Source organism: Flavobacterium sediminis (assembly GCF_003148385.1).
Classification (GTDB): domain Bacteria; phylum Bacteroidota; class Bacteroidia; order Flavobacteriales; family Flavobacteriaceae; genus Flavobacterium; species Flavobacterium sediminis.
Window position 1 is genome coordinate 1146631 of the sequence record NZ_CP029463.1, and the last position, 25118, is coordinate 1171748.

23 protein-coding genes are annotated in these 25118 nt (G+C 42.9%); 20 read left to right on the plus strand and 3 right to left on the minus strand.

Annotated features, from left to right (window positions below):
- Position 1: 1 nt before the first annotated feature.
- The 8 genes from DI487_RS05435 (at position 2) to DI487_RS05470 (ending at position 7212) form a co-directional block, all read left to right on the plus strand.
- A complete protein-coding gene (locus tag DI487_RS05435) occupies positions 2-2413 on the plus strand; it encodes a heavy metal translocating P-type ATPase (RefSeq protein WP_066436105.1) in 2412 nt (803 codons plus the stop codon).
- An 88-nt stretch (positions 2414-2501) separates the two neighbouring features.
- Complete coding sequence (locus tag DI487_RS05440; RefSeq protein WP_066436104.1) at positions 2502-3452, plus strand: cation diffusion facilitator family transporter; 951 nt, start codon at positions 2502-2504, stop codon at positions 3450-3452.
- 48 nt (positions 3453-3500) lie between these two features.
- Entirely contained in the window at positions 3501-3890 is a 390-nt protein-coding gene (locus DI487_RS05445) for a hypothetical protein (RefSeq protein WP_066436101.1), read from the plus strand.
- Positions 3891-4140: 250 nt separating this feature from the next.
- Entirely contained in the window at positions 4141-4479 is a 339-nt protein-coding gene (locus DI487_RS05450; RefSeq protein WP_066436100.1) for a four-helix bundle copper-binding protein, read from the plus strand.
- 169 nt (positions 4480-4648) lie between these two features.
- Positions 4649-5158, plus strand: coding sequence for a plastocyanin/azurin family copper-binding protein (locus DI487_RS05455; RefSeq protein WP_066439840.1), 510 nt, complete (start codon positions 4649-4651; stop codon positions 5156-5158).
- A 107-nt stretch (positions 5159-5265) separates the two neighbouring features.
- Positions 5266-5511, plus strand: a complete 246-nt coding sequence (locus DI487_RS05460; protein WP_066439837.1) for a heavy-metal-associated domain-containing protein — start codon at positions 5266-5268, stop codon at positions 5509-5511.
- 144 nt (positions 5512-5655) lie between these two features.
- Positions 5656-6033 carry a helix-turn-helix domain-containing protein gene (locus tag DI487_RS05465; RefSeq protein ID WP_146193369.1) on the plus strand — a complete coding sequence of 126 codons (378 nt, stop codon included), beginning with the start codon at positions 5656-5658 and terminating at the stop codon, positions 6031-6033.
- A gap of 108 nt (positions 6034-6141) precedes the next feature.
- Entirely contained in the window at positions 6142-7212 is a 1071-nt protein-coding gene (locus DI487_RS05470; protein ID WP_164467814.1) for a flavin reductase family protein, read from the plus strand.
- Between the two features lie 61 nt (positions 7213-7273).
- Here DI487_RS05470 and dapB read toward each other — a convergent pair whose 3' ends face one another.
- The 3 genes from dapB to DI487_RS05485 are packed head-to-tail and all read right to left on the minus strand — an operon-like array spanning position 7274 to position 8709.
- Complete coding sequence (gene dapB / locus DI487_RS05475; RefSeq protein WP_066439833.1) at positions 7274-8074, minus strand: 4-hydroxy-tetrahydrodipicolinate reductase; 801 nt, start codon at positions 8072-8074, stop codon at positions 7274-7276.
- 11 nt (positions 8075-8085) lie between these two features.
- The gene (locus tag DI487_RS05480) at positions 8086-8397 is read right to left on the minus strand and encodes a hypothetical protein (protein WP_066439832.1); all 312 of its coding nucleotides are present in this window, start codon (positions 8395-8397) and stop codon (positions 8086-8088) included.
- A 45-nt stretch (positions 8398-8442) separates the two neighbouring features.
- On the minus strand, positions 8443-8709 hold the full coding sequence (locus DI487_RS05485; protein ID WP_050377136.1) for a hypothetical protein: 267 nt from the start codon (positions 8707-8709) through the stop codon (positions 8443-8445).
- A 206-nt stretch (positions 8710-8915) separates the two neighbouring features.
- On the opposite strand from DI487_RS05485, the gene DI487_RS05490 reads away from it, so the two are divergent.
- The 12 genes from DI487_RS05490 (at position 8916) to DI487_RS05540 (ending at position 25003) form a co-directional block, all read left to right on the plus strand.
- Entirely contained in the window at positions 8916-9506 is a 591-nt protein-coding gene (locus DI487_RS05490; RefSeq protein ID WP_066439830.1) for a helix-turn-helix domain-containing protein, read from the plus strand.
- Positions 9507-9745: 239 nt separating this feature from the next.
- Positions 9746-10816, plus strand: a complete 1071-nt coding sequence (locus tag DI487_RS05495) for an efflux RND transporter periplasmic adaptor subunit (RefSeq protein WP_050377138.1) — start codon at positions 9746-9748, stop codon at positions 10814-10816.
- Between the two features lie 3 nt (positions 10817-10819).
- Positions 10820-10951: a hypothetical protein gene (locus tag DI487_RS16450; protein ID WP_262498006.1), complete on the plus strand. Its 132-nt coding sequence runs from the start codon at positions 10820-10822 to the stop codon at positions 10949-10951.
- A 20-nt stretch (positions 10952-10971) separates the two neighbouring features.
- On the plus strand, positions 10972-11415 hold the full coding sequence (locus DI487_RS16455) for an efflux RND transporter permease subunit (RefSeq protein WP_109568751.1): 444 nt from the start codon (positions 10972-10974) through the stop codon (positions 11413-11415).
- The gene (locus DI487_RS05505; protein WP_170108174.1) at positions 11307-13949 is read left to right on the plus strand and encodes an efflux RND transporter permease subunit; all 2643 of its coding nucleotides are present in this window, start codon (positions 11307-11309) and stop codon (positions 13947-13949) included. The genes DI487_RS16455 and DI487_RS05505 overlap by 109 nt, the downstream gene beginning before the upstream one ends.
- Before the next feature lie 9 nt (positions 13950-13958).
- Positions 13959-15254, plus strand: a complete 1296-nt coding sequence (locus tag DI487_RS05510) for a TolC family protein (RefSeq protein ID WP_066439822.1) — start codon at positions 13959-13961, stop codon at positions 15252-15254.
- Positions 15255-15336: 82 nt separating this feature from the next.
- On the plus strand, positions 15337-15900 hold the full coding sequence (locus DI487_RS05515) for a DUF2652 domain-containing protein (protein ID WP_066439821.1): 564 nt from the start codon (positions 15337-15339) through the stop codon (positions 15898-15900).
- 114 nt (positions 15901-16014) lie between these two features.
- Positions 16015-16440, plus strand: coding sequence for a Fur family transcriptional regulator (locus DI487_RS05520; protein ID WP_082738301.1), 426 nt, complete (start codon positions 16015-16017; stop codon positions 16438-16440).
- Between the two features lie 124 nt (positions 16441-16564).
- Positions 16565-16972: a hypothetical protein gene (locus tag DI487_RS05525; RefSeq protein WP_146193372.1), complete on the plus strand. Its 408-nt coding sequence runs from the start codon at positions 16565-16567 to the stop codon at positions 16970-16972.
- Between the two features lie 40 nt (positions 16973-17012).
- Positions 17013-21329, plus strand: coding sequence for a CusA/CzcA family heavy metal efflux RND transporter (locus tag DI487_RS05530; RefSeq protein WP_109568753.1), 4317 nt, complete (start codon positions 17013-17015; stop codon positions 21327-21329).
- A gap of 1 nt (position 21330) precedes the next feature.
- The gene (locus tag DI487_RS05535; RefSeq protein ID WP_066434357.1) at positions 21331-22638 is read left to right on the plus strand and encodes an efflux RND transporter periplasmic adaptor subunit; all 1308 of its coding nucleotides are present in this window, start codon (positions 21331-21333) and stop codon (positions 22636-22638) included.
- Positions 22639-22795: 157 nt separating this feature from the next.
- The gene (locus DI487_RS05540) at positions 22796-25003 is read left to right on the plus strand and encodes a heavy metal translocating P-type ATPase (RefSeq protein WP_066434355.1); all 2208 of its coding nucleotides are present in this window, start codon (positions 22796-22798) and stop codon (positions 25001-25003) included.
- Positions 25004-25118 lie beyond the last annotated feature (115 nt).

A 25118-nucleotide genomic window follows, 5' to 3' on the forward strand; every position in this document is an offset into this window, starting at 1 on the left:
TATGGCAACCAATAAAGAAACAATTTACATTCCTTTAGAGGATGTAGAAAGCGAGCACTGTGCATTAATCGTCGAAAAAGGACTGGCACAGGTAAAAGGCGTAGAAACCCACAAAGTAGAGCTAAATAACCGCAGGGCGGCTATTACCGTTAATGATAACGAGGTAGTAGGCGAAGCTGTAAAAGCAATTAAAGATTTAGGCTACGGCGTTCCCACTGTTAAAAAGACTTATCCCGTTTTAGGTATGACCTGTGCATCTTGTGCAGGCAGTGCCGAGAGTATGGCAAAATATACGCCGGGCGTAGTAAGTGCCGAAGTGAATTACGGTACGGGAAACCTCAACGTTGAATTCCTGCCGAATATAACCAATTCCGAGCAAATCAGGAAAGCGGTACAGGACGGCGGTTATGACCTATTGCTCGAAGACGAGAGCAAGCAACAGGAAACTTTAGAAGCTATCCACGCCGAAAAATTCAGAAAACTTAAAAACAAAACCATTTGGGCAGTAATCCTATCGCTACCGGTGGTCATTATCGGTATGTTCTTTATGGATATGCCTTACGGTAATGAAATAATGTGGGCATTCGCCACTCCGGTAGTTTTATGGTTAGGTAAAGACTTCTTTATCAATGCGTGGAAGCAGGCGAAACACCGTTCTGCCAATATGGACACACTTGTCGCATTGAGTACAGGTATCGCCTATATATTCAGCGTATTCAATATGCTGTTTATGGACTTTTGGCATCAAAGAGGTTTACACGCACACGTGTACTTTGAAGCCGCAGCCGTAATCGTTGCCTTTATTTTATTGGGCAAGCTATTGGAAGAAAAAGCCAAAGGCAATACCTCATCAGCCATTAAAAAGCTGATGGGCTTGCAACCGAAAACGGTTATCGTAATAGAAGCAGACGGCACGGAAAGACAAAAAGCCATCGAAGATGTAAACGCAGGCGATATTATTTTGGTTAAGCCGGGCGAAAAAATTGCGGTGGATGGTACAGTTGTATCGGGCAATTCGTATGTAGATGAAAGTATGCTAAGCGGCGAACCTGTTCCGGTACTGAAAAAGGAAAACGAAAAGGTATTTGCCGGAACCATCAACCAAAAAGGTAGCTTCCAGTTCAAGGCGGTAAAAGTGGGTAAAGAAACAATGCTTGCCCAAATCATCAAAATGGTGCAGGATGCACAGGGAAGTAAAGCACCCGTACAAAAACTGGTGGATAAAATCGCAGGTATTTTCGTTCCGGTAGTAATCGGTATTGCTATCCTGACATTTATTCTTTGGTTCTTCTTAGGAGGCGAGAATGGTGTTGTACAAGGTCTTTTAGCAGCCGTTACTGTATTGGTTATTGCTTGTCCTTGTGCTTTAGGCTTGGCTACTCCTACCGCTATTATGGTGGGCGTTGGTAAGGGTGCAGAAAACGGCATCCTGATTAAAGATGCGGAAAGTTTGGAATTAGCGAAGAAAGTAAACGCTATCGTGCTGGATAAAACAGGTACGATTACCGAGGGAAGACCACAGGTTACAGGCATCCAATGGCTGAACAATGACGATGCGACGAAAGATGTTTTATTGAGCATTGAAAAGCAATCGGAGCACCCATTAGCGGAAGCCGTTGTGAAAAATTTGGAGGGCGTTTCTACAACTTTATTATCAAACTTCGACAGTATAACAGGTAAAGGCGCAAAAGCCGATTACAACAGCGACACTTACTATGTAGGTAATAAAAAACTGTTAGCCGAAAACAACATTACCATTGCCGACCAACTGCAAAAGCAGGCGGACGAATGGGGCACACAGTCTAAAACCGTTATATGGTTTGCAAACAGTAAACAAGCTCTTTCTGTAATCGCTATTTCCGACAAAATTAAAGAGACATCGGTACAGGCTATCAAAGAAATGCAGGATGCGGATATCGAACTGTATATGTTGACGGGAGATAATGAGGCTACCGCCAAAGCTATCGCCGAGCAAACTGGTATCAAGCATTACAAAGCCGAAGTTTTGCCACAGCACAAAGCTGATTTTGTGAAAGAACTGCAACAGCAAGGCAAAGTAGTAGCAATGGTTGGCGACGGTATCAATGACAGTACAGCACTGGCAACTGCCGATGTAAGTATCGCAATGGGTAAAGGTTCGGATATCGCAATGGACGTGGCGAAGATGACCATTATTTCATCAGACCTTACCAAAATACCTCAAGCCATAAGACTATCAAAACAAACCGTATCAACCATTAAGCAGAACCTGTTTTGGGCATTTATCTATAACCTTATAGGTATTCCGATTGCAGCAGGTATTCTTTACCCAATCAATGGTTTCTTACTAAACCCAATGATTGCCGGAGCCGCAATGGCGTTGAGTAGTGTAAGTGTGGTAAGTAACAGTTTACGTTTGAAATGGAAGAAGTAAACCGATAAATCACACAAAGAATATTAAAATAGATAGAAACGTTTTGCTGCTGATATTTGCAGCAGTGAAACAATAATCACAAGTAAATATGGGACAAGACCACGGACACAGCCACTCGCATACTGCGAATAAAAAGACCCTGACCATTAGCTTGGTAATCATCACTACATATATGGTAGTGGAGGTAGTGGGAGGTTTTCTGACAAACAGCCTTGCCTTATTAGCCGATGCCGGACATATGTTGAGTGATGCAATATCGCTTTTCATTGCGCTGATGGCCTTTAAGTTCAGCAGTAAAATAGCCGATTACAGTAAGACCTACGGCTATAAGCGCTTTGAAATACTTGCAGCAGTTATCAACGGTGCAACACTTATCCTGATTTCAGTTTATATCATTTACGAGGCGATAGAACGCTTTCAGAGCCCACCGGAAATTCAATCAGGAGGTATGCTCATTGTAGCAATTGTAGGCTTATTGGTTAATGTGCTTGTAGCCTGGATAATGATGCGTGGTGCTGACGTAAAGGAAAACCTCAATATGCGTGGAGCCTACCTGCACGTCATCAGTGATATGCTCGGTTCGGTTGGTGCAATTATCGCAGCGTTGCTCATTATGTTTTTCGGTTGGGGGTGGGCAGACCCGTTGGCAAGCGTTATTGTTTCGATACTGGTATTGAGAAGTGGGTATTTAGTTACTAAATCATCGGTACACGTATTGATGGAAGGCACACCCGAAAATGTTGAAGTGGATAAGGTCAATGAAAAAATCCTTAAAACCGATGGTATTAAAAGTATTCACGACCTGCATATTTGGACAATTACAAGTGGATTGAATGCACTTACGTGCCACGCCGTTGTAAATGAAAAAATGACTATCGAAGAAAGTGAAATATTACTTCGTAAAGTAGAACACGAATTAGAGCATATGAATATCCATCACGTTACCATCCAGTTGGAAACACCAGCACATCTACACGATAATTCGGTGCTATGTATTGTAAAGGCTGAACCGTCAGCACACGACCATCATAATCATTAATCTTACTGGAATAAAATCAAGTTTTTAATCTCTAAAAAATAAATAGAAATGAAAGTGAACAAATTATTGATAGGCGTATTTGCCTCCTTAGCGATTTTCTTAGCATCTTGCGGGGGCGATACCAAAACAGCAAAAGACGGACACGCACACACCGAGGGCGACGGGCACGACCACGCTACGGAACAGGTGGTTGAAAAACCCGCCGAAAAAATTACAGCAAAAGACAGGAACGAAAAAGGCGAGCTGATTGATGCCCACGGACATTTGATTACAGGCTGTCCCGGTCATAAAGAAATGATAGGTTCAGAGGGTGATATGTGTCCGAAATGTGAGTATATGACTATGATACCTATCACTTGGGATATTACCGGGGTTGATACCGTAAGGGTAACAACATTGTCTGATTACAATCCTCCTGCCGACAAACTGAAAAAATAATGTAGAACTTAGCTTTATTGCGTTTGCTAAAACGGCGGTTCCTTAATTGGGACTGTCGTTTTTTTTATTCTAATTCTTTACAGAAATAATATTAGGTAGGTTTTATTTATATAGCCTTATATTACGAAATATCAAATCAGTAAATCTTACAATTCAAACAAGGAATTTTACAAAGCATTTCTTTTGCAAGGGACTGATATTTGTTAGAAACAGTATAAAATCTATTTCTTAATTTTTTAAATTTTATATTATGATACAAACAAAATTTCAATCGTGTATCGAGGCTTGCCTGAAGTGCGTAGCTATCTGTAACCAATGTGCCATTGCTTGTTTAAATGAAGATGATGTTGCACACGTAAAGAAATGTATCCAGTTAGACCTGGAATGTGCAGCTATTTGCCAAGCGGCAGCAAACGTATTAAGTCTTGATGGTAAATTTAGCAAAGAGATTTGCAAACTATGTGCTGACATTTGCAACGCTTGTGCTGAAGAGTGTGAGAAACACGCTGCAATGGGTATGGAGCATTGTAAAGAATGTGCAGAAGCGTGCAGAGCTTGTGCAAAGGCTTGTGAGGAAATGGCAGCGTAATACTGGCATTTTTTTTTGTTTAAAATTTAGAGGGTTATTGCAGCCCTCTTTTTTGTGCCCTGTCCAATCAGTAAATATCACAAATCAAACAGGGAAAAGCGTAATGAGGAAGTGACCTTATGTACTGAAATTTGCACTATCAGATAACAAAATAAAATCTCAAATAGAAATGAAAAAGTTAGTGTTAGCATTGTCGGTAATCGCATTTACTGCCTGTAACAACAATCAGCAAAAAGACAAGACCACACAGGAGAGCAATCAGCCTGTAATAGAAGAAACAGTTGCCCCCGCAGAAACAGGGAACGAAAATGTAATTACCATTAGCGGCGGCGATGATATGAAATTCGACAAAACCGAACTGAAAGCCAAAGCAGGCGAAACCGTAAAGCTCATTTTAAAGCACATCGGAAAAGCACCGATTGAGGCAATGGGGCACAATGTTGTTATACTTGCCCAGGGCACAGACTTCAACACTTTTGCCAATGCTGCGATAGATGCTAAGGACAACGGCTACATACCTAAAGGAATGGAAAACGCCGTAATCGCAAAAACGGATATGATTGGCGGTGGGCAAACCACAGAAATTACCTTTACGGCTCCGGCAAAAGGCTCGTATGATTTCCTGTGCTCGTTTCCCGGTCATTACATCTATATGAAAGGTAAATTAATCGTGGAATAACACGGCGATTTCAAAATCAGTAAAAATCACAAATCTTACAGGGAATACCATAATAGTAACACCTCGTTTAATACGGAAATTTGTATCACAATAAAAAATAAGTTCAAATGAAAAATGTAGAATTAAGCATACCAGATATGCAAAGTGCACACTGCCAGTCGAGAGTAAACGGAGCAATCAAAGACATTGACGGCATTAAAGTAGAAAAACTGGAAGCAGGAAAATTATCTGTTTCAGTTGAAAACGACGAAGTGAAAGAAGAGTTGGTTGAGGCGATTGAAAAAGCAGGCTACAAAGTTGGCGGCGACGACAGCGGAAAGGCTTCAAGTTGTTCAACAGGATGCTGCGGATAAGTTTTGGACAGTCCCGGAGCAAGCACACCAGTACTTCTCCGGTATTTTTTACCAAAGCTACCCAGCGTATGAAACAGTTAAATCTCGTTCCATAAATAAAAAGCAATGTTACAGAAACAAAATTCAGGCGACTGTTCGGAGATAATGACGAAAGTTTGCAATGTAGCAGACCGGATTATACAGAACAGGTTGGACACAGGTAAATCTGCACCGTTTGCCGTACAGCTTACAAACGAATTGAAAGCAGATTATCACCAGTTGAACAATCTGTTCCTTGTTAAATATGATATGAGCCTTGAAATTATCTATATCAGGCGCATTATCGAAAAGGTAAAAGAGTTACTGGTGTACACCGAGCAATCGCTGTCACAAATCGCAAAGGCGTTAGGCTATCAAAAGCCGACGGAACTGTCCGAGCAATTAATGACCTATACGGGATTAACGTCTGCCCATTTTAAGCAGATACGAAAAAACAAGCTCGAAATCATCAGAAGACAACAGGAAAAGCAAAACGAACTATAATTATCAGAACAGCAAACTTTTAAATAGAAGTCTTTATGAAACCTCGCTTTGTGTACAGGAGCAGAGGTTTTCTTTTTATCAGCAATGCAAGACATTAAAAACCGAGGGATGAAGAAATACACGTGGCGAACACATAAAATTATAAAGGAAACCGAAGATACCATTACCCTATACTTTGACACGGAGCAGCAGGCGTTTACCTACCTGCCCGGTCAGTACCTCAACATCAGGCTTACCGTAAACGGCGAACTGCTCATACGTTCGTATTCGTTCAGTTCTGTGCCGTCTGACGAATTTCCCGCCATTACTATTAAAAGGGTTACAGGTGGAAAGATGAGCAATTACATCTTAAATAATGCAGACAACATCGAAGCCTGGGAAATAGAAGCCCCATTTGGCAGCTTTGTTTTAGAAAAACCGATAGCCGAGCAATCCCAAATTGTTTTACTGGCAGGCGGTAGCGGTATTTCCCCGTTATACGCAATGCTGAAAAGCGTTGAAAACAGCAATCGGATACCCTTACTGGTGTACAGCAATAAAACACCGGAAGAAACCATATTTTGGAATGAACTGGAAGCGATGCAGGCAGCGCAAGAATTGAATATTTGTTATTCCTTTACTGCACCTGATTTTATTTCCACCAAACTCAACCACGTTGCAGGCAGGTTCAATCTGCTTGTTTTACGTTCGGTCATTAAAAGACTGGTTGGCGATGTTGCTGCAGCCCATTATTACATCTGCGGACCCAACGGGCTGATGGATTTGTACCAGGATGCCTTAACGGGCTTGTACATTCCCGAAGACCATATCCATTTGGAATACTTCGACCCGGTTCCGGGGAATGCGGGCGATTTGGAAACGGACGGTACTGTTAAAGATGTGATTGTAAACTATTACGAGGACTACTACGAGAACGAGGAAAAGCAAACGTATGAATGCACATCGCTCATTGAGGTACAGCCGAAGCAGTCGCTTCTGGATGCGATGAAAGAGCACCATATCAAAGTGGCGAGTTCCTGTAAGAATGGAACCTGCGGGGCTTGTTGGGCAGTAAAAACCGATGGCGAAGTTCGGATGCTCCATAACGGGGCACTGACAGAACAGGATATCGCAGAGGGAATAATTTTGCTTTGCCAAAGCTACCCGATGAATGCCGATGTTTGTGTGACGGTGCAGTAAATACCGGGTATAGAAAAAAGGCAAAATATCAGTTTCAGCTATTATTTTGCACTTTGTTTTTTTAGAAATCCATTACCGCATCAAGACCCCTTTTCAACCCTTTGAACGTGCTTACTTTTTCGATGGCAAGGATTGCGCCCTTTACATAAGGTTCGGCACTGTTTCCCGCATCGTGCCTTAAAATCAGCTTTTCGTCCGGCATTCCAAAGATGGCTTCAATACCCAACACGTGACCCGGAAGCCTTACAGCGTGCACCTGTACGCCCTCAATATCTGCACCCCTTGTTTCTTTGCTGCCAATGGTGTCCTTAACGGGAACCGTAATATTCGATTGCTGTATGCCCGACAAACGATGCGCCAGTTCCGCTACCGAGCCGCTCGGCGCATCCACTTTGTTTTGGCTTGCGTAGTCTATGAGTTCATAATTGGGAATATACTGCGCAGCAATAGAAGCGAACTTGAATAGCAGGACGGCTGTAATGGCAAAGTTGCCTGCGGCAAGTACTGAAGTGTTATTATCGTTGGCTGCCTTTTCTATTTCGGTATAATCTTCATTAGTAAGTCCCGAAGTACCCACCACAACTTTTTTTCCTTTATTTAAGGCTGACAGGATATTCTTTTTGGCAATATCTGGTTTGGTAAATTCGACAAGTACATCAAAATCCACTTGCTCCAGTGCCTCTTCTATGGTTCCGAACAATGGGATTTCATCATTTCCGAAATCCAGGATTTCGGCTAAATTCTCTTGTTTATTGAAGCGTGACAAGCCGCCTGCCAGTTGCATTCCTTTTTCGTTATAAACACCTTTTGCGATTGCCGAGCCTGCCCACCCGGTGGCTCCGGCTATAAACACTTTTATCATACTTTAAAATCTTAATCGTTTTTTAGTGCCAGTTTGCGGAGCATTGCCGTACTCATACTATCGGTATAAGCACCATAAGCCGTAACCAAAATTCCTTTTAAACCGTCTTTCGAGGCAATGCCATACACCGTAGCCTCATCGCTTGGGTTGCTTTCGCCCTCATAGCGATAGACCTGCTCAATCTCAAAATCATCAATGGTATATTTGTTATCGCCGCAGATTAAACAGTTCTCTTCGAGATTGAAATCCACGTTATACCCCTCGTTGCGTAGGTTCTGTATTGCTACCAAAACCGTAGCGTATTTGTACGTTACATTTGTCATAGTAATAGTATTTTAAATTGCTGCTTACCGCTCCCGACTGTCCTGTCAGAAATCTTCTTTCAGCAGGTCTTTGAGCTTCCGGTGCTGTATGCACAGTTCGGCATACATTGTTTTCAGCCTGCTGTTTTCTTCGTTTAAATTTACCAATTCTACAAGAATATCCATCCCTAAATCCTTGTATTTGTGTTTCAGTTCAAAAATGTTCGTGCCGTAAACGCCGTATTTCTCGAAAAGTTCCAGTCCGCTTTTACCTGCGTTGTAATCTTTCAGCACCTTTAAAACCTGATGTTCGTTGCTCTTTTTGTTCTTCATTTTTATACGGATGTTGTCTATTACAAAATTCCGTAAGATGGTCGGAAGTAGCTATGTACTTTTCCTTATTTAGTTTATGATATTTAATGTTACTGCACCGATTTTCATAAAATTTCACAAAACAAAGCCGGAATATCATAATAGTTTGTCGGGGCAAATGCAGAATTTTGACCATTGAATAAAGGAACTTATACATTTTAGAAGATATGACACTATTAATAAAAGGAATGGTGTGCAATAGATGTACCTATGTTCTTGAACAGGAATTGACAGCTTTGGGTTTTGAGGTTTTGGATATAAAACTGGGGCAAGCCATCATAAAGGATACGACAGACTTTTCGCAGAAGTTGGGAGTAATCAAAACGATGCTGAAAGGCATCGGCTTGGAACTGATGTATGACAAAAACCAAAAGACAATAAACAGGATAAAAGAGTTGGTGGAGAAAGGTATCACGTTGCAACTGCAAAGCGGCACACCTACCAAATTCACAACCTTAATCAGTGGCAAGCTGCACAAGAACTACGATACATTGAGTGCCTTATTCTCTTCAGTGGAGGGAATTACACTCGAAAAGTACATCATTCGTCGGAAGATTGAAAAGGTAAAAGACCTTTTGGTACATACCGAAATGTCGCTGACCGAGATTGCCCACGTACTGGGGTACAGCAGTCAGGCATACCTTTCCAACCAGTTGAAAAAACACACGGGCTTTACATCAAGCTATTTCAAGCAGGTAAAGCAGGAACACGGGGAAGCCGTTACTATGCAGATGGACGAAGCGCAACCCCCGCATTAAGGGTTTTCCAATCCATCCCCCAAGCATTTTGCTATTTTTTTAATGCAGGCATCGGAGCTACTGAAACATCAGTAGCTCTGTTTGTTTCAGGCAGATACCACCAAATCAAAAAAGTAAATTTCACAACTTTTACCCGTCATTTCGTATAGCTGCACCTTAGCTGTAACCCGACCTTTGCCCCTGTATTTAAAATTTTCAAAGTTTAACTAAACAAAGAAGCGTAACAAAATAAATGTAAGATGAGAACAAGTAAAATTGGTTTGTTATCCCTCTTCCTTATCGGAGCCGGATTGATACAGAGTTGCAAACAAAAAGAAGAAAAACAGTTAAAAGATGAGCCTCCGGTAGTAACCGTAGCCACTATCAACAGTTCGGAAACCGAGCAATCCGTTTCCTATTCGGGTTCCATTGTTCCCGACAATATGACTACCATAAGTTTTGCCGTTCCCGGCACGATTAACAGTGTGGGTGTAAATGAGGGGCAGCGAGTGAGCAAAGGACAGTTTCTTGCAAGCATTGATGCCACCGAGTACGAAGCGGCATTGCAGATTGCCAATGCCAGTTTAGAGCAGAGCCAGGATGCGTTCAGAAGATTTGATGAACTGTACAAAAAAGGAAGTTTCCCTGAAAAGGATTACATCGACATCAAGACCAAAGTAGCGCAGGCAGAAGCCAACAAAAAAATCAACCGCAAGCGCATTGCCGACAGCCGTTTGCATTCGCCTACCAATGGTATAATTACCGTGAAAACTGCCGAGGTTGGCGGTATGGCAGCACCGGGCGTTCCTGCCTTTACCATTGTAAAAACAGATATGGTATATGCGCAGTTTGCCGTACCCGAAAGCGAAATCGGCAGCTTTAAACAAGGGATGCAGGTAGATGTGAATATTCCTACATTGCAACGCAATTTCACGGGTAAAATCACCATCATTAATCCCGTAGCCGATGAAATTTCAAAAGCATTTACCCTTAAAGTACGCTTGGACAATCCGGGCGGCGTGCTGATGCCGGGAATGATTACCGAAGTGCTTGCAGGCGTCCCGGTAAAGGTTAAGCAGGTACGTGTACCACTTACCGCCATCATCAACAATGTAGATAAAATCCCGCACGTGTACGTGGTAGATAAGAACAACACCGCTAAGCTGACGAGGGTTACAGTGGGCAAAATCGTAGGCGATGCGGTTATTATAACCGATGGTCTTAACGAAAGCCAGACCATTATCCTTGCCGGGCAAAATAACGTGAAAGACGGGCAGAAAGTAAAAGCGCAAACTACATCGGTAACAGCATCAGCCCCAAAATCTGAATAATTTATGAAAAGAAAGATAAACCTCATTGAAGCGGCAATGAAATTTCCGCAAGTACCGATAGCGATTACCGTTATTATGGTGTTTGCCGGGTTAATTTCATTAATGACGATGCCGAGAAGTGAAGACCCCGTGTAACAGTTAGACAGGGGCTTGTTGTGGCTTTCTACCCCGGAGCCGACGAAGAGCAGATAGAGAAAGAAGTAACCGACAAGCTGGAACAATACCTGTTCGGTTTCGAGGAAATCAAAAAAGAAAAAACCCATTCGGAAAGTAAGCCCGGACAGGTGGTTGTAACGGTAGAATTGCAGGACTATGTAAAGGACACCAAAAAATTCTGGAATACTTTACAGCACGGTTTGGATGCCAATATGCCTTTAGCATTGCCACGGGGCGTACAGGGACCGTATGTGAACAGCGATTTCGGCGATGTGGTTGTTCAGATGATTGCCGTATCAGCCCCGGTCGTTCTTACGCCCAGTTGGAAAACTATTTGGATGAACTGGAAGACGGCATTAAGACGATACCGTCCGTTTCCAAAATCAAGCGTTACGGCGGACAGAAGCAGCAGGTATTTATTACCCTGCGAGAAGATGTATTGAAGCAATACGGTTTCGGTATCAACGAAATCACAAACACATTAAGCCAACAGAATGTAACTATTCCGAGTGGCGATATTGAAATTGACAAAAACCGTTTCCTTATTTTCACGGATGCGCAGTATCAGAATGAAAATGAAATCGGGAACCTGATTGTATATAGTTCCCCGCAGGGCGGCAATATCCGTTTGCGGGATATAGCCAACATCGAGAGAAGATATGAAGACCTGAAAAGCAAAATTACCGTTTCAGGAAACGATGTAATGATGCTGACCGTAGAAATGCAGCCCGGACAGAACATTGTCGATTTGGGTAATGCGCTGACACAGAAAGTTGCTGAAGTAAAAGAAATCCTGCCATCAGATGTGCAGGTCAGCACCATTGTTGACCAACCCGAAGTGGTTGATATGAATTTGGGGCATTTCTTTATCGAGTTCGGTATCGCCATTGCAGCCGTTATCTTGGTCGTAATGCTCCTGCTGCCGTTCAGGGTTGCCACCATTTCAGCCATTGCAGCACCCGTTACCATTGCCGTAACATTTGCTATCCTCAATTTGTTGGGTATCGAAATGCACCAGGTTAGTTTGGCGGCAATGATTATCGTACTGGGGATGGTGGTCGATGATGCCATTATCGTAGTGGATAATTACATCGAGAAAGTGGACGAAAAAATACCGTCGTGGACTGCCGCCTGGCAGAGTGCCACGCAGTTGATGGTTCCCATTTTCACGGCTACGCTTACCATTGTCCTATCGTTTCTGCCGTTGGCATTTACGCTTACCGGGCTTACGAGAGAGTTTGTGCAATGGATACCGATTACCGTAAGCATAGCTTTGGCGGTTTCGTTCCTTGTAGCCTTGTTCCTTACGCCGTATATGTGTTACCACTTCCTGAAAAAAGGATTGAAAAAGCACGATGATAAACCCAAAAAACGCAATTTCTTAGACCGGATGCAGGACGGTTTCGACCGGGCAATCGAGTTCTGTATGAAATGGCAGAAAACTACGTTGGTAGCAGGTTTGGTTATCTTCTTACTGTCTTTCGTGGTAGGTAGTCAGGTTAAAACCGAATTTTTCCCTATCGTGGAAAGAAACCAGTTCAACCTTGAATTGTGGATGGATAACGGTACGAATATCCACGAAACCGAAGCAGCCGTTAAGAAGATAGAAAAGGAAATTGCAGGCGATAAGCGCATTGTAAACACAGCAAGTTTTATCGGTACAAGCTCGCCACGTTTCTACTCTACCTATGCACCGGAGCACCCACGGGAAAACTTTGCGCAGGTATTCATCAATACCACAAGCAAAGATGCAACGGCAGAAATGATAGACGAGTATGTACAGAAATTCAACAACTACCTGCCGAACGGTTATGTGCGGGTTAGGCAGCTAAGCAAGAAGCAGCAGCACGCACCGATTGAAATCCGTGTGATTGGCAAGGATATGACCGAGCAGAAAAAAGTAGCCAAGCAGGTTGCAGCATTACTGGAAAACACTAAAGGTTCTAACTGGGTGCGCACCGATTATCAGAATGATTATGTAGGGCTGAAAGCCGTGGTTAAAGAAGATGTAGCCTTGCGTTTGGGCGTTACCAAAGCGCAGATAGCACAGGCATTGGGTGCAAAGATAAAAGGATACCCGGTATCGCAGATGTGGGAGGGCAATAAAGCCATCGACATTGTATTGCGTACAGACGAAAGCGACAGGGAAAATCTGGATGCTTTGGGCAATATGTACATCAATTCAACATTCGGTGCTAAGGTTCCTCTAAAGCAGGTGGTAGATTTACAACCGTCGTGGCATACTGGGGCTATTGTACACCGTAACGGGTTAAGAACCTTAACCGTTTCTTCCGAAGCGCAGTTGGGCAGAAAACCCGCAGAAGTATTTGCAGAAGTACAGCCTAAAATTGACAGCCTGAAACTGCCTAAAGGCATTAAGATTGCCTACGGCGGCGAGTATGAGGATGGACTGGAAAGCGGTCCCAAAATGGGAAAGGCTTTTATGATAAGTTTCGTTCTCATCTTCCTTGTGCTGTTATTCCAGTTCAAGCGTGTGGGTAAAGTATTCATTGTACTGGCTTCGTTCCCGTTGAGTTTACTGGGCGCAATGTTGGGCTTGTTCCTTACAGGGTACGAGTTCGGGTTTATGGCAATCATCGGTATTACCGCCTTACTGGGTATCGTAGTCCGTAACGGGATTATCCTCGTGGACTATGCAGATGAACTGGTAAGGGAGCACGGTCATACGATTAGAGAAGCAGCCCTGTTTGCAGCTAAACGAAGAATGCGACCAATCTTCCTTACCTCAATGGCGGCAGCAATCGGTTTGATACCGTTAATGGCGAGTGGCTCGCCGGAATGGGGACCGATTTCAAGTACCATTTCAATCGGTATTCTGGTATCAATGATTACCACATTATTTATCGTTCCGGTACTGTATTACAGGTTCGTAAAACCACCTAAAAACAAACAATCGGATGAACAGCACGAGCGCAATACCGATACCGATGTTCACCACCAAAAATATTTATCATAAAAAGGGATTATGTTACAGAAAAGATATAAAACAGTCATAAAGGTTTTTATATGCGGTTTCGTTCTTTTGCAGGGAACAAACAACCTCTTTGCACAACAGCAGCTAACCCTTGCGGAAAGCAAAGAACTGGCATTAAAAAACAATAACAGAATAGGCAAAGCTAAAGAAGACGTAATTGCCACCCAATCCGACAAGCTGATTGCGGATGTGGCAGGCAGACCAAAACTGGATGCTTCGGCAACCGCCTTTTACTTTGGCGAGCCATTGAACACAATGCTGCCCGAATACGGGTTTGCACCGATGGTCAGCGTTACACAGCCGATTTACACAGGCGGTAAGATTAAGTACGGCAAGCAGATGGCAGAAACCAATATACAGATGAGCAATGCGCAACAACGATTGGTGGAAGACGAAGTATTACTGGCTACCGAAACCGCTTACTGGCTTTTAGTGCAGGCTAAGGAAGAAATCAAACTGGAACAGCAGGTTAAAAAGCAACTGGCTTCGCATTATACATTCCTGAACAACCAGTTTGGGGCAGGATTGATTTACAAAAACGATGTATTGCGGGCAAAGGTGCTCCAGAATGAAAACGAAGCCCGTTTGCAGGCTGCGGAGAATAAGCTCATCCTGGCAAAAAGAAGATTGAGCCAGTTAATCGGGATGGAAGCCCCAACAGGTATAGACGTAGCCGATACATTGAGTACGGGCGACTTTTCTAAGCAGGGTGTTTTGGATGCTGTCGATGCGAACCGACCGGAAATTGAGTTGGCAACCAATGGCATTAAAATGAGCCAGCTTACCAAAAGTATGCTCAAAGCCGACCTGAAACCATCGGTAGGCTTATCGCTCAATGGAATGGCTGCCTTTGGAAAAGAGGGTATTAACTTTGGCGACCCGACCAAAAACCATATGCTAACCTACTTTGGTATGCTAAGCGTGAAAATCCCGGTTTTTGACTGGGGTAGCAGAAAAGAAAAAGTAAAACAGCAGGAAGCTAATATACGTTCGGCTGAATACGGTTTGAAAGAACTGAAAAGCCAAATCACGGTGGAGATTGAGCACGCAATGCTTAATCTGCAATTGCAGGCGAATAACATTGATTTGATGCAGGCGTCATTAATTGAAGCCGACGAAAATTTGAAGTTGAGCAATGACCGCTTTAAAGCCGGAACCATTACCGGAGAAGATGTGCTGATAGCTGAAACGCTTTGGCAAAGAGCATACAGCAATATGTTGGATGCAAAAATACGGTACAAAATAGCCGAAGCTGTGTACCACAAAGCTACTGGGCAGATAAAATAGTTTTTGTTGGAGTGAGATACACTCAATTTGCGGGGGACGGTAACAAGCCCCTGCATTTTTAATGGTTAATACGATGATATAAATGCAACACGATACTGCCAATAAAAACGGTATGATAATGATACCCGACATTTCAGGCTTTACGGATTTCGTTATCAAATCAAATATGTTTGTTGGAAAATACATAACAGAAAGCCTGCTCAAATCAGTAATGGATAGCAATATCCTTTGCCTTGAAATTTCCGAGGTTGAGGGCGATGCGATACTTTTTTACAAGTACCACAACCTGCCCACCTTTGAAGAAACATTGATGCAGATAGAACAGATGTACAACGATTTTCAAAAGGAATGCAAACGCCTCGCATTACAACTGGCAATAGAAATTCCTTTATCATTAAAGATAATTGTACACTACGGGGAATTTACCAAATACAAAATCGGGAAATTCGAGAAGCTCTACGGAGCACCAGTGGTAGAAGCCCACAAGATGCTGAAAAATCACATTGCGGAATACCCGCCATATGCGTTATTTTCTAATGCGTTTTTGGAAATCAATTTTGACCAACCCGAAAAAGCAACCGTTGCGTATGACAACTGCGAAGACTGTAAATACCTGCCCGAAATAGGTTATATCCATTACCTATAAAACCTAACAGTAAAAATCACAAATTTATCAAAGGAAATTATAATACTTGTGCATAGCAGCTTCTATAATTTTACATTAGATTTTAAATACGGTTCTAAAACCGACAATGACAAAATGAAAGATTTAGAAGAAAAACTATTGCGCAGGAACATAAAACCAACTTCGGTTAGGCTGTTAATCTTTAGAAGAATGTCTGACTTTAAAAAGGCTTTCAGCCTGACTGATTTGGAAACCGAACTGGAAACGGTCAATAAATCGACCATATTCAGGACGTTGACCCTCTTTCACGATAACCTACTCATTCATACTATTGATGATGGCTCCGGCGCAATGAAGTATTCTATTTGCAGCGATAACTGTATGTGCACCGTTGGCGACTTGCACGTGCACTTTAACTGTAACCGATGCAAGAATACCTTCTGCCTCGAAAGTATTGCCATTCCGCCTATCCAGTTGCCCGACAAATTTTTGTTGGAGAGTATCAATTTTGTAATGAAAGGAATGTGCAACGAATGTTCGAGGTTCGTTAAAACAAAATAATATTTTATGATACTCATCTTTAAATTTACAAACAGCCATATTTCCCGATATGGCTGTTTGTATTTGCAACCAGGTTCCCAAAACCGACTGATAATTTTGCCTTGTAAATTAAAATAATATGACAATGGCAATAAAAAATCATTATTCAGCAGATATAGATACAGCCTACAAAAGCAACCGCCTGTTTGATGTAATTTCCTTTGAATGTGCAGTACCCGAAAAAGAAATCGTGATTGCTTATACGGCAGCAATGCAATCCCATTCCACGCACCGTATAGCAAGCAGTTTGCTCAAATTTCTTCCGGGTATCACGCTATCCGATTACAAGGTCGAAAAATTTGAAGAGATACCTGGTTATGGTATCAAAGGATTTGTAAACGGGCACGAAGTCATCATTGGCAATTTAGCCCTGATGAAATCTTATGACTTCTTCTACGATGAAAGCCTCGACGAACTGCGGGAGCCTGTAATTCTCATTATGATTGACGACCGATATTCCGGCTGCTTTTTAATGATGGAATATCCGCAGTAGACACCAAATACAAAACATTTCAGGCTTAATACAAATTCAAATGTTAGATAGTATAATTAAATTCAGCATCAAGAACAAAATCGTCATTGCTATAATGACATTGGTTCTTATCATTTGGGGCGTATGGAGTGCAACCAAATTGTCAATAGATGCCGTACCGGATATTACCAATAATCAGGTACAGATTATTACTGCCTGTCCTACACTGGCGGGGCAGGAAGTGGAACAGTTGGTTACGTTCCCCATTGAGCAGAGCATCGCCAACATTCCCGATTTAGTAGAAACAAGAAGTATATCCCGGTTCGGGCTTTCCGTCGTTACGGTAGTGTTCAAAGAAAATGTAGACATCTACTTTGCAAGGCAGTTGGTCAATGAAAAACTGAAAGAAGCCGAAGAAAAAATTCCGAAAGGTATCGGCACGCCTGAACTGGCTCCGGTAAGTACAGGGCTTGGAGAAGTCTATCAATACATCATCCACCCCAAAAAAGGCAGCGAGCATAAGTACAACGCCAAAGACCTGCGTACAATGCAAGATTGGATTGTTGCCCGCCAGTTGTACGGCACGCCAGGCATTGCCGAAGTAAACAGCTTTGGCGGAGAATTGAAACAATACGAGGTTGCGGTAAACCCCGACCGATTGAGAGCGATGACCGTAAGTATTCCCGACATATTCAACGCACTGGAACAAAACAATCAGAATACGGGCGGTGCATATATCGACAAGAAGCCTAACGCTTATTTTATCCGTGGTGTGGGCTTGGCTACTTCGTTGGAAGATATTAGAAATATACCCGTAAAAATCACGGGGCATACACCCATTTTTATTAAAGACGTAGCCGATGTGCGTTACGGTAGTGCCGTGCGTTACGGCGCACTAACCTATAACGGAGAAGTAGATGCCGTGGGCGGTGTGGTAATGATGCTCAAAGGCGAGAACAGTAACGAGGTGGTAAAACGGATAAAAGAGAAATTACCCACCATTCAGAAATCATTACCGGAAGATGTAACCATCGAGCCGTATTTAGACCGTACCGAATTAGTAGGCAGGGCAATGGACACAGTGGAAAAGAACTTGATTGAGGGAGCTTTGATTGTGATTTTTGTGCTTGTGCTGTTTCTGGGCAACCTAAGAGCCGGGCTAATCGTAGCATCAGCCATTCCGTTAGCGATGCTGTTTGCATTGGGGATGATGAACGTGTTTGGCGTTAGTGCCAACCTTATGAGCCTGGGAGCGATTGACTTCGGTTTGATTGTGGACGGTGCCGTTATTGTCGTGGAAGCAACCCTACACCATTTGGGCTTGCGGAAATCCACCAATAAACTGACCCAAAGCGAAATGGACGAGGAAGTATTTTTGTCCGCTTCCAAAATCAGGACAAGTGCCGCATTTGGCGAAATCATTATCCTTATCGTATATATCCCAATCCTGACGTTGGTAGGCGTTGAGGGTAAAATGTTCACACCGATGGCGCAAACCGTAGGCTTTGCCATTTTCGGCGCATTGATATTGTCCTTGACCTATATCCCAATGATGTGTGCGTTGTTCCTGCCGAAAAAAGGGCACGACAAGCCGAATTTCAGCGACAAGTTTATGGATAAGCTGCAAGGCTTCTACCAACCTTTGTTGCAGAAAGCTATCAGGGTTAAATATTGGTTAGTGGGCGTTACCACTGCGGTATTTGTAGTTGCCGTTATTCTGTTCAGCAGAATGGGCGGCGAGTTCATCCCGCAGTTGCAGGAGGGAGATTTTGCCTTTCACTGTATTTTACCTCAGGGAAGTTCGCTCAATCAGAGTATAGAAACGTCGATGCAGGCATCCCGCATTCTTAAAGAATTTGACGAGGTTAAAATGGTAGTCGGCAAGACCGGAGCTGCCGAAGTGCCTACCGACCCGATGCCGCCTGAAGCTACGGATATGATGATTATCCTCAAACCGCAGGACGAATGGAAAAGCAAGAAAAGCTACAACGAGTTAGGGGATGAAATGATGGAAAGGCTGTCCGTTATTCCGGGCGTTTTCTTTGAGAAGAACCAACCGATACAGATGCGTTTCAACGAATTGATGACAGGTATTCGTCAGGACGTTGCCGTTAAGATATTCGGGGAGAATATGGACACGTTAAGCGTGTATGCCAATAAGGTTAGCGAAGTAGTACAGCAGGTAAAAGGAGCCACACCGCCACAGGTGGAAAAGGTAAACGGCTTGCCGCAGATTAACATCGACTACGACCGTACCCGGATGGCAAATTACGGGCTGACGATACAACAGGTAAACGATATTGTGAGTACCGCATTTGCAGGTAAAGCAGCCGGGGTTATTTATGAGAACGAAAGGCAGTTTGAGCTTGTGGTAAGGTTGGATAGCGTACACCGCAGCAGCATCGAAGATGTAAGGAACCTGATGATACCAACTAATACAGGCTTTCAGATACCCATATCGCAGGTTGCTGATGTCAATTACAAATTGGATGCCGCACAAATCAGCCGTGAAGCGGGAAAACGCCGCATTGTGATTGGCTTTAACGTAGCCGGACGTGATGTGCAAAGCGTTGTTACCGATATTCAGCAGCAGCTTTCCGAAAAAGTAAAATTGCCCACAGGGTATTACTTTACTTACGGCGGTCAGTTTGAGAACCTGAAAGAAGCCAGTAACCGCCTGATGATTGCCGTACCAGTATCGCTGTTATTGATATTCGCATTGCTTTATTTCACATTCCGTTCATTCAAGCAGGCAGGTTTGATATTTACTGCCATCCCGATGAGTGCCATCGGCGGTGTGTTTGCTTTGATGCTGCGGGGAATGCCTTTCAGTATTAGCGCAGGTATCGGCTTTATTGCCCTGTTCGGTGTTGCCGTATTGAACGGTATTGTATTGATAGGCACATTCAACCAACTGAAAAAAGACGGTTTGGATGATGTGATAAAACGGACAATCGAGGGAACAAAAATCCGGTTACGTCCGGTATTGATGACGGCAACGGTAGCATCACTGGGCTTCCTGCCGATGGCAATCAGCACCAGTGCCGGGGCAGAAGTACAAAAGCCATTGGCTACAGTAGTGATTGGCGGATTAATAACGGCTACATTTCTTACCCTGTTTGTATTGCCATTGCTCTACATCATATTCAATTCAAAATTTAATTTCAAAAACAGTAAAGGTGTGAAAACAACCGTAATCGCTCTTTTACTGGGTATCGGAGGTATGACCACTGCCAATGCCCAGGAAAGGGTAAGCATAGATACTGCTATTAATACCGCATTGCAAAGCAATGGGCAGGTCAACGTCAATAAGTCGGAGATTGATGCGGCTAAATACAATGTAAAGACCGCTAACGATATACCAATGACACAGGTATTTGTAGAAAATGAAGATTTAAGACCATCGGACAAAACGGGTATATGGAAAATCGGGCTTACGCAAAGTATTGCGTGGCCCGGCTTATATGCTGCCCGCAAGGACTATTTAAAAGCACAGCTAAAATATTCCGAATTGAATACAGAGGTTATGAATGCCAATATCCGAAAAGACGTTAGAACCGCTTATTACCAGTTGTGGTTTTTGCAGGATAAAAATCTGTTACTGAAAAGCCTTGACAGCATTTACACCAACCTCTTCAATACAACACAGGTTCGGGTTAGAACGGGCGACGTCGCAAAGCTCGACCAGATTGCGGCAGATGCCCAACTCAAACAGTTAAAAGCCTACGTGGAGCAGAACAATAAGGAAATTGTAATACAGCAACAGCAATTAATGGTATTGCTCAATCGTAACGAATGGATACTCCCAATAGATGAGCCGTTACAGAAATTGGAAACGAACTTGTATGATGAAAACAATGTACACCCGGTATTGCAGTTGCAGCAGCAAAATGTAAGCGTTGCGGCGGCAAATATCAAGATACAAAAGAAAAGCAATTTGCCCGAATTTTCAGCAAGGGTATTCAGCCAGAGATTGTACGGCGTTTCAGACCCGTTTACGGGCTTTTCGGTTTCGGTAGGCTTCCCGTTGTTTGGTGCAGGTGCGTATAAAAACAAAGTGAATGTAGCCAACAAGGAAAAGGAAGTACAGGAAAACCTATTGTCTTACCAAACGCAGGTAATGGCAACGGACAAGAAATCTGCCATCGCAGAAATGGAAAAGAATATGGCTTTGTTGAGCTTCTTTGAAACATCGGGACTGCAACAGGCAAAGGATATTACCGAAGCGGCGTCACAAAGCTACCGCTCGGGAGATATCAGCTTTGCAGAACTAAGCCAGTTCTTAACGCAGGCAATCAATATCCGCCAAAATTATCTGGACGTTCTGAACAGTTACAATCACTCAGCAATTCAATACAATTACCTTAATAACAAATAAGATGAACAATATATCGAAAATGTTTTTAGCAGCACTCTTTACAGTTTCCCTGACCGCCTGTGGAGATAGTCAAAAAAAGGAAAGCGAAGACGGTCATAACCACGAGCACAAAACGGAAGCAAAAGCCGATACAGGGCACGGACACGAGCACGGAGCCGAAGAGGGCGCTGCCACCGTTGCGGCACTTACGCCCCAACAGATTGAAGCTGTAGGTATCAAATACGGTGTGGTGGAAATGAAAGAACTAACCGCCACTATTAAAGCGAACGGTATTTTGAGTTTGCCCAACAGTAGCAAGGCAAATGCTACCTCTTTATACGGTGGCGTGATAAAATCTATTAATGTACAGATTGGCGACTATGTACGCAAAGGACAGGTTATTGCCACCATTGCCAACCCGCAGTTTATCCAGTTGCAGGAAGAATACCTGACCATCAACAGTAAAATAACTTTTGCCGAACAGGAAATGCAAAGACAAAAAGAACTGAACACCGGCAATGCCGGGGCATTGAAAAACCTGCAAAATGCCACCGCCGAACTCAATGCGTTAAGAACCCGCAAAGCCTCTTTGCATCAACAAATACAGCTAATGGGCATCAATCCAAATTCAGTCAGCAACAGTTCACTTAAATCCTCACTGATAGTTACAAGCCCCATTAGCGGAGCCATTAGCAATGTGTACGGCAAAATCGGCAGCTATGTAGATGTTTCTTCGCCTGTGGCTGAAATTGTAGATAACAGTTCCCTGCATTTGCATTTGAATGTATTTGAAAAAGATTTGCCCTTGCTGAAAACCGGGCAGACCATACATTTTACCCTGACCAATAATCCGGTAAACGAGCACGATGCCGTGATATACGGTATTGGTTCGGCGTTTGAAAACGACAGCAAAACCATTCCCATACACGCCCGTGTAAAAGGCAATGTAAAGGGACTGATTGACGGGATGAACATTACGGCGATTGTGAGCCTCAACAATGTGCTTTCCCCGTCAGTTCCAAATGATGCGGTGGTAGATGCGGACGGTAAGAAATACATCTTTGTCATTACCAACAAAAAGCCGCAGGCAGCCGGAGAAGAAGACGGACACGGGCACGACCACGGCGATGAAAAGACAGCGCATAAAGAGGAAGCGGCAGGCACGGTAAATTTTGAAAAAATTGAAGTGGTTACAGGTGTTACAGAAATGGGTTATACGAGCATTACTCCAGTAACGGAAATTCCCAAAGATGCAAGGATAGTTACCAAAGGTGCGTTTTTCATCAATGCGAAATTATCAGGTGGTGGCGGTCACGCTCACGCACACTAAAATAACAAATACCCTCTGATTGTTCCTAATAAGCAATCAGCCAGTAAATCAAATATAAGGGTTTTGCTAAAATGGTAGCTGTTTCGCTTTTGCAACCAGGTTCCCAAAATGGCAGAGTAATTTTGTTTTACAAATAGAAATAAAAAAAATTTTAGATATGTCAAAAATATGTTGTAGTACAGACGATAGTCTGAACCTGGTAAATAAAAAAGAGCATAAACATAAATATGATACACAGGGAAATCAACTATGCTGTTTGAAAACAGAAAAGATTTATAAAAATGCAGGTGCATCAGATTTGCTGAAAGATGCTAATCATTCCGATGACGGACACGGACACACTGGCGGCAAAAGTTGCAGTAAAGCCGATACTAAACATTGTGATGATGACCACAACCATATAGAAAAAAGCGGACGCAATCACGACCACCACGGACACAATCACGATCACCACGGGCACAGCCACGGTGATGACCACGACCACAGTCACGACATAGAGGGCAAAACGCCATTTCAGTTATTTATGCCTGCGGGTATATCTTTAGCTTTATTACTTGTTGCTATCGGTTTTGATAATTACTTTACTCAAAACTGGTTCACTGGTTGGGTTAGAATTGCCTGGTACGTTATCGCTTATTTACCTGTCGGATTGCCAGTAATCAAAGAAGCTATTGAAAGTATCCGATACAAAGACTTTTTTTCAGAATTTTTCTTGATGGCGATTGCGACAATCGGTGCATTTGCACTTGGCGAATATCCTGAAGCAGTAGCTGTAATGCTGTTCTACTCCGTAGGTGAAGTATTTCAGACTATTGCGGTATCAAGAGCAAAAGGTAATATTAAAGCCCTATTAGACCAACGCCCTGATGAGGTAACGGTTATCAGAGCAGGTAAGCCTATTGTTGTAAAAGCTGAAGATGCTTACATAGGCGATGTTATTCAGTTAAAGCCGGGCGAAAAATTGGGATTGGACGGCGAGTTGATTTCAGAAACCGCCTCTTTCAATACAGCAGCCCTTACAGGAGAAAGCAAACCTGATACAAAAAGTAAAGGCGAAGCTGTATTGGCAGGTATGATTAACCTCAACACTGTAAGCCAAATAAAGGTAACAACCGATTATTCGGATAGTAAGTTAAGCAGAATTTTGGAACTGGTTCAGGATGCCACATCGCAAAAAGCACCAACCGAGTTGTTTATCCGTAAATTTTCCAAAATTTATACGCCGATAGTCGTATATCTGTCTATTGCTATTACCTTACTTCCCGCACTTTTCGTAGATAATTATGTATTCAGTGAATGGTTGTATAGAGCATTGGTATTCCTGGTTATCTCTTGTCCTTGCGCTTTGGTAATCTCCATCCCTCTGGGTTATTTTGGTGGTATTGGGGCAGCAAGTCGAAACGGTATCCTGCTTAAAGGGTCTAATTTCCTTGATATTCTTGCCAAAGTAGAAAATGTAGTGATGGATAAAACGGGAACCCTCACCGAAGGTGTTTTCAAAGTCCAGGAAGTCTTTATCAAACCAGAATTCAATAAAGACGAAATACTCAACCTCGTCAACGTATTGGAAAGTCAAAGTACACACCCTGTTGCAACCGCAATCCACAATTATTGGGGAGAGGTAGATGCCGACGTAAATTTAGCAAATGTTGAAGAAATAGCAGGACACGGATTAAAAGCCACCGTTAACGGTAAAGAGCTTTTAGTAGGTAATTTCAAATTGCTCGATAAATTTAACATCAGCCACGATGCAGATACCGCAAACATAGTTTACACAGTAATAGCGATTGCTTATGATAGAAAGTTCGTAGGATATTTAACCATTTCGGACAGCATTAAAGTAGATGCAAAAGCAGCAATTGAAAATCTGCGTAAAATGGGTGTAAAAACCACAATGTTGAGTGGTGATAAAAATACCGTTGTTCAGTTTGTTTCGGGACAGTTGGGCATTGACAGTGCGTATGGGGATTTATTACCTGAAGACAAAGTAAATAAAGTAAAGGAAATCAAATCCCGTAATGGCAGCGTGGCGTTTGTAGGTGATGGTGTAAATGATGCTCCAGTAATTGCGTTGAGTGATGCAGGTATCGCAATGGGCGGTTTAGGAAGTGATGCTGCTATTGAAACAGCCGATGTTGTGATACAGGACGATATGCCATCCAAAATACCAATGGCTATTAATATCGGAAAACAGACTAAAAAAATCGTCTTTCAAAATATAGCATTGGCATTCGGAGTAAAAGCAATCGTGCTTATACTTGGTGCAGGAGGATTAGCAACAATGTGGGAAGCTGTATTTGCCGATGTAGGTGTAGCCTTATTAGCAATTCTTAATGCGGTGCGGATACAAAGAATGAAGTTTTAATTGTTAAGTTGGACTGCCGCAAGATTATTTTTGCGGCAGTTTTTTTATCGTAAGCAATTTTGGAAATGGGTAAACAACAATCACAGGCTTCACTAAGCGAAATACATAATTCAGT

Bases quoted from the DNA above. Each gene is read 5' to 3' on its own strand.
- DI487_RS05485 (WP_050377136.1), bottom strand. From the start codon at position 8,709: ATGAAGAACAAAAAGAGCAACGAACATCAGGTTTTAAAGGTGCTGAAA.
- DI487_RS05515 (WP_066439821.1), top strand. From the start codon at position 15,337: ATGCAACACGATACTGCCAATAAAAACGGTATGATAATGATACCCGAC.
- DI487_RS05440 (WP_066436104.1), top strand. From the start codon at position 2,502: ATGGGACAAGACCACGGACACAGCCACTCGCATACTGCGAATAAAAAG.
- DI487_RS05435 (WP_066436105.1), top strand. From the start codon at position 2: ATGGCAACCAATAAAGAAACAATTTACATTCCTTTAGAGGATGTAGAA.
- DI487_RS05450 (WP_066436100.1), top strand. From the start codon at position 4,141: ATGATACAAACAAAATTTCAATCGTGTATCGAGGCTTGCCTGAAGTGC.
- DI487_RS05525 (WP_146193372.1), top strand. From the start codon at position 16,565: ATGGCAATAAAAAATCATTATTCAGCAGATATAGATACAGCCTACAAA.
- DI487_RS05470 (WP_164467814.1), top strand. From the start codon at position 6,142: ATGAAGAAATACACGTGGCGAACACATAAAATTATAAAGGAAACCGAA.
- DI487_RS05540 (WP_066434355.1), top strand. From the start codon at position 22,796: ATGTCAAAAATATGTTGTAGTACAGACGATAGTCTGAACCTGGTAAAT.
- DI487_RS05455 (WP_066439840.1), top strand. From the start codon at position 4,649: ATGAAAAAGTTAGTGTTAGCATTGTCGGTAATCGCATTTACTGCCTGT.
- DI487_RS05445 (WP_066436101.1), top strand. From the start codon at position 3,501: ATGAAAGTGAACAAATTATTGATAGGCGTATTTGCCTCCTTAGCGATT.
- DI487_RS05510 (WP_066439822.1), top strand. From the start codon at position 13,959: ATGTTACAGAAAAGATATAAAACAGTCATAAAGGTTTTTATATGCGGT.
- DI487_RS05495 (WP_050377138.1), top strand. From the start codon at position 9,746: ATGAGAACAAGTAAAATTGGTTTGTTATCCCTCTTCCTTATCGGAGCC.
- DI487_RS05520 (WP_082738301.1), top strand. From the start codon at position 16,015: ATGAAAGATTTAGAAGAAAAACTATTGCGCAGGAACATAAAACCAACT.
- DI487_RS05535 (WP_066434357.1), top strand. From the start codon at position 21,331: ATGAACAATATATCGAAAATGTTTTTAGCAGCACTCTTTACAGTTTCC.
- DI487_RS05465 (WP_146193369.1), top strand. From the start codon at position 5,656: ATGACGAAAGTTTGCAATGTAGCAGACCGGATTATACAGAACAGGTTG.
- DI487_RS05460 (WP_066439837.1), top strand. From the start codon at position 5,266: ATGAAAAATGTAGAATTAAGCATACCAGATATGCAAAGTGCACACTGC.
- dapB (WP_066439833.1), bottom strand. From the start codon at position 8,074: ATGATAAAAGTGTTTATAGCCGGAGCCACCGGGTGGGCAGGCTCGGCA.
- DI487_RS05490 (WP_066439830.1), top strand. From the start codon at position 8,916: ATGACACTATTAATAAAAGGAATGGTGTGCAATAGATGTACCTATGTT.
- DI487_RS16450 (WP_262498006.1), top strand. From the start codon at position 10,820: ATGAAAAGAAAGATAAACCTCATTGAAGCGGCAATGAAATTTCCGCAA.
- DI487_RS05530 (WP_109568753.1), top strand. From the start codon at position 17,013: ATGTTAGATAGTATAATTAAATTCAGCATCAAGAACAAAATCGTCATT.
- DI487_RS05480 (WP_066439832.1), bottom strand. From the start codon at position 8,397: ATGACAAATGTAACGTACAAATACGCTACGGTTTTGGTAGCAATACAG.